The sequence below is a fragment of the Flectobacillus sp. genome (assembly GCF_049240685.1).
Taxonomy (GTDB): Bacteria; Bacteroidota; Bacteroidia; order Cytophagales; family Spirosomataceae; genus Flectobacillus.
This window is the reverse complement of sequence record NZ_JBMLSD010000490.1, coordinates 1-4,349: the sequence shown is the minus strand read 5'-3', so window position 1 is coordinate 4,349 and position 4,349 is coordinate 1. Positions and strand designations below refer to the sequence as shown.

Genomic DNA, 4,349 nt, shown 5'->3' with positions numbered 1-4,349 from the left:
ATGCTCTTCACCAAAGTTTTTCTCATCAGAAATCAAAGCTTTTTCTAGTAATATTCTGGCTTTTTCATATTCGCCTAAATCTTTAAGGACTAATGCCAAATTAGAGTAAAAACTTGCTGTGGTGGGATGCTCTTCACCAAAGTTTTTCTCTGCTGAAATCAAAGCTTTTTGTAGTAATATTTTGGCTTTTTCATATTCGCCTAAATCTTTAAGGACTAATGCCAAATTAGAGTAACTAACAGCCGTGGTGGGATGCTCCTCACCAAAGTTTTTCTCATCAGAAATCAAAGCTTTTTCTAGTAATATTTTGGCTTCTTCATACCCACCTAAATCTTGAAGGACTAATGCCAGATTAGAGTAACGAAGTGCAGTAGTAGGGTGATTTTCACCAAAGTGATTTTCTGCCGAAATTAGAGCATTTTCCAAAAGCTTCTTTGCTTCATGATAATTTCCCAAGTCCTTGAGTGCTAATGCTAAATTAGAGTAAGCTATTGCTGTCTCAGGATGGTATTTTCCTAATTTCTTTTCTACTGAAAGTGACGCTTTGTGGAATAGTTCTTTAGCTTTATCGTGTTCTCCTAATTTTTGAAGGATTAAACCTAAATTAGAGCGATGCTTTGCAATCTTCAGATTTCCATCTTCAAAGTTTTTAGAATCGTAAAATAAAGCTTTTTCCAATAGTTCTTTTGCTTTATCATATTCTCCCAATTTATTTAGAACATTTGCCAGTTTAGAATAAGTCTGTGTCGTAAAATGATGTTCTTCTCCAAAATTTCTTTTATTTGAAATAATCGCTTTTTCGAGTGATATTTTCGCTTCATTATATTCAGCTAAATCAGCAAGAACTAAGGCTAAATTAGAGTAACTAATTGCTATTTTAGGATGTATTTCTCCAAAGTTTTTTATATCGAGAATTAATGCTTTTTTTAGTAATTCCTTTGCCTGTTTATATTCTCCTAAATTTCGAAGAACTAGAGCAAGATTGGAATAACTTCTTGTTGTGTAGGGATGTTCTTCTCCAAAATTTCTCTCATTAGATTTCAGTGCTTTTAATAATAATTCCTTCGAACTATTATAATCCCCCATATCTTTAAGAGCTAGTCCCAAATTAGAATAGCGGACAGCGGTTTTGGGATGGTCTTCCCCAAGGGTTTTTTCTGCGAAAATGACAGCTTTCTCTAATAAATTTTTAGCTTGCTCGTACTCTCCTAAATCTTGAAGAACAGTAGCCATGATAGCATAATTTCTTGCCATTGTAGGGTGGTCTTGACCATAATTTTTTGAATCAAAAAGTATGACTTTTTCTAGTAACTCCTTGGCTCTTTGATATTCTCCTAAATCTTTATGAACTAACGCTAAATTTGAGCATATTAATGTTGTCTTAGGATGGTCTTGACCATAATTTTTGACATTTGTATCCATCGCTTTTATATACAAGTCTTTCGCATGGTGATATTGTCCAAGGGACTTATATATTGTAGCTAAATTAGAATATGTAATTGCAGTTTTAGGGTGAAATTGTCCAAAATATTTTTCCTCTGTTGTTAAAGCTTTCTGTAGTAAAATCTTAGCATTTTCATATTCTCCTAAATCTTGAAGTATTGTTGCCAAATTATTTTGTAAAACTGCAGTTTTAGGATTATTTTTTTGAGAAAAAACACATTCCACGGTTTTGCCAAATTCAACCCATTGAAATTTATCTACTGGATTATCTTTAGAATAGTCTGTTGATAGCTTTTGGGTTACGTTTTCCAGTAAAACTTCAACATCAATTATCCCAACTTCCAATTTTCTACGGGTTACTTCTGCTATAATAATGTGCATTTTGTAGCTATCGGCTTCGGGGTTTTTCAACAGCCAGCCTTTGGCTACTAAGTTTTCAATACTTTCGGATAAAAGTTCCGCTTGCTCGCTTTCGGGTGTGCAAATCAGTTCTTTAATCAAATCGTAAGCATGAAAATCAGGAGGTAAGCAAGCCATTTGTTTGAGTAGCCAAGCTTCTGCCTCCGTTACATTACTCAAATTAAAAATAGAAGAGAGATAAGAATACACTTTGTCTATTTTATCATTTTTATGTTTGATATAAACACCTGCTCTGATGTCTTTCTCAATAGCATTTTGTAAAGTAGCTATGTCAAAACGCTGTAATTGGGCTGTTTTGGCTAAAATCTCAATCGTTAAAGTATGGTAATCAATGGTATGTAAAAGGTTTTCAATGGCTTTAACATCCGTAATCCTTTGGCAATGCTTTTGAAAGAGCAAAAGGGCTTTGTCTGGTTCGAGAAAACCAAGTTCTTTGCTTTCAAAGCCTTCAATGTGTTCACGAGAAGTAACCAATATATGCCAATGGGGTTGCCGAGGGAGTCTATCATAATAACTGCTCAAAGTAGCATCGGCATTATCGAGGATAAGTAAATTGGGTTGGACATCAATCGCCTTTAAATTGTGTAAGACTTCATGAAAAATATCCGTCACTTCTTTGCCTTCGGTTGTAATCCCAAAGGTTTTGCCTAATGCACTGATAAAATCACTTTCCAAAGAAGTACCACCCACCGTTATCCATGCCAAATGTTGGTATTGTTCGGCATATTTTGTCATGTAGGCTTGGCTCAGGGTCGTTTTGCCAATACCGCCCAAGCCATTCACCAATACCACTTGTTTGTGTTCAAAAAGTGATTGATGTAGGTCGGCTATTTCCTCCTCACGTCCAATCACATCCTTTAAATTAACGGTAGGCATCAATACCGTTAAATCTTTGGGAAGCTTGGGTTTAGCATACTGATTTACAGTAATAGGAGAATCTTTGACATCTTGTATATTGAGATTATTATTGCCTTGGTTATGAATAGAATTTTCCATGAGGTAGAATAGTAGTAGGTATGAGCTGTAAATGGTATTTCATGATATTAAATTTAACCTTTGGAAAAACCTAAACAAAATATATATCTAGGAAACTATATAAGGAAGGAGATAATTTATTAAATGGATGAGAATCACTTTGCCGTAATTTTTTTACGGTAAAACCAAATGCTTCATTACCTTTGTGTAAATCAACCCTCTTTACTATGCTTACCAAATTTTCGGTTTCCAACTTTAAAGGCTTTAATCAGGGCTTTGTATTTGATTTTTCAGATACAAATGGCTATGAGTTTAATAAATCCTGTGTCAAAAATGGTATTGTGAACAATGCGCTCATTTATGGACATAATGGAGTGGGGAAATCAAACTTAGGCTTTGCTATTTTTGATATTATTGGGCATTTGACTGATAAAAAGACGATTGATTTGGAGTATGCCGTTTATCTGAACGCTCTCAATCCTGCGGATTATGCTACTTTTAGGTTTGAGTTTTTGATTGAAGGACATAAGATTGTATATGAATACCGTAAGAAGACGCATAAAGAAATCTTGTCGGAATATTTCGAGATTAACGGAAAGATACTGGCTGTGATTGATAGAAACATTTCTAATGAGGCTACTTTTTACTTTGAAGGTGCTGAAAGTCTTCGCAATACGGTAGAAAATGTAGAATTATCTATATTAAAATATGTCAAGAATAATTCTGTGTTAGAGCCCACAGCCGAAAACTTAGCTTTTCTTGCTTTTTTTAAGTTTGTCGAGACGATGCTATTTTTTAGGTCGGTTCATGGCAATATGTATTTAGGATTAGAGGCAGACAAGATAGATTTGGCGGAGGATATCATTAAAAAAGGTAATGTCAAAGATTTTGAGCAGTTTCTCAACAAAGCAGGTATTGAATGTAATCTTACCGTTGAGAGAGAGTTTGATAAAGATATCCTTGCTTTTAATTTTGAAGGAAAAGTTTACCCGTTTTTTAAGGTAGCATCACATGGAACTAAAACCTTGATTTTATTCTATTTTTGGCTACAAAGAATACGTGAAAACGGAACAGTATCGTTTTTATTTGTCGATGAGTTTGATGCCTTCTACCATCATGAGCTTTCTGAGTTGATTATTGAAGAACTAAAAAAGACAGGAGTTCAGTTTATCTTAACTACACACAATACCTCTAATATTTCTAATGATTTGTTGCGACCAGATTGTTATTTCTTGATGTACAAACAATTTATTCGCTCTTTAGCCAAAAGTACCTCAAAAGAACTAAGAGAGGCTCATAATATCGAAAAAATGTATAAAGCTGGTTCGTTCAATGCCTAATGAAATACTATTTGTCTTTGAAGGAGAAAAGACAGAAAAACAAATTGTAGATAATCTGACCCAATATTTTATTTCTGAAAATTCAGTTGTGCAAAGAACTTTCAGCAGATGAAGGTATCCCCCTCCTCCAATCAAAATACCCTTTAATAGCCATGACGAGCAATAGCGCAT

Annotated in this window: 2 protein-coding genes; one reads left to right on the top strand and one right to left on the bottom strand. The window is 34.3% G+C overall.

What is annotated here, in order from left to right; all coding sequences use genetic code 11:
- Window positions 1–2,859, bottom strand: a 2,859-nt coding sequence (locus tag ACOVQ4_RS22770; RefSeq protein WP_421822881.1) for a tetratricopeptide repeat protein, incomplete at its 3' end; no start/stop codon positions are given.
- A gap of 206 nt (window positions 2,860–3,065) precedes the next feature.
- Here ACOVQ4_RS22770 and ACOVQ4_RS22765 point away from each other — a divergent pair.
- Complete coding sequence (locus tag ACOVQ4_RS22765; RefSeq protein WP_421822880.1) at window positions 3,066–4,178, top strand: AAA family ATPase; 1,113 nt, start codon at window positions 3,066–3,068, stop codon at window positions 4,176–4,178.
- The last annotated feature ends 171 nt before the right edge of the window (window positions 4,179–4,349 follow it).

Bases quoted from the DNA above. Each gene is read 5' to 3' on its own strand.
- ACOVQ4_RS22765 (WP_421822880.1), top strand. From the start codon at position 3,066: ATGCTTACCAAATTTTCGGTTTCCAACTTTAAAGGCTTTAATCAGGGC.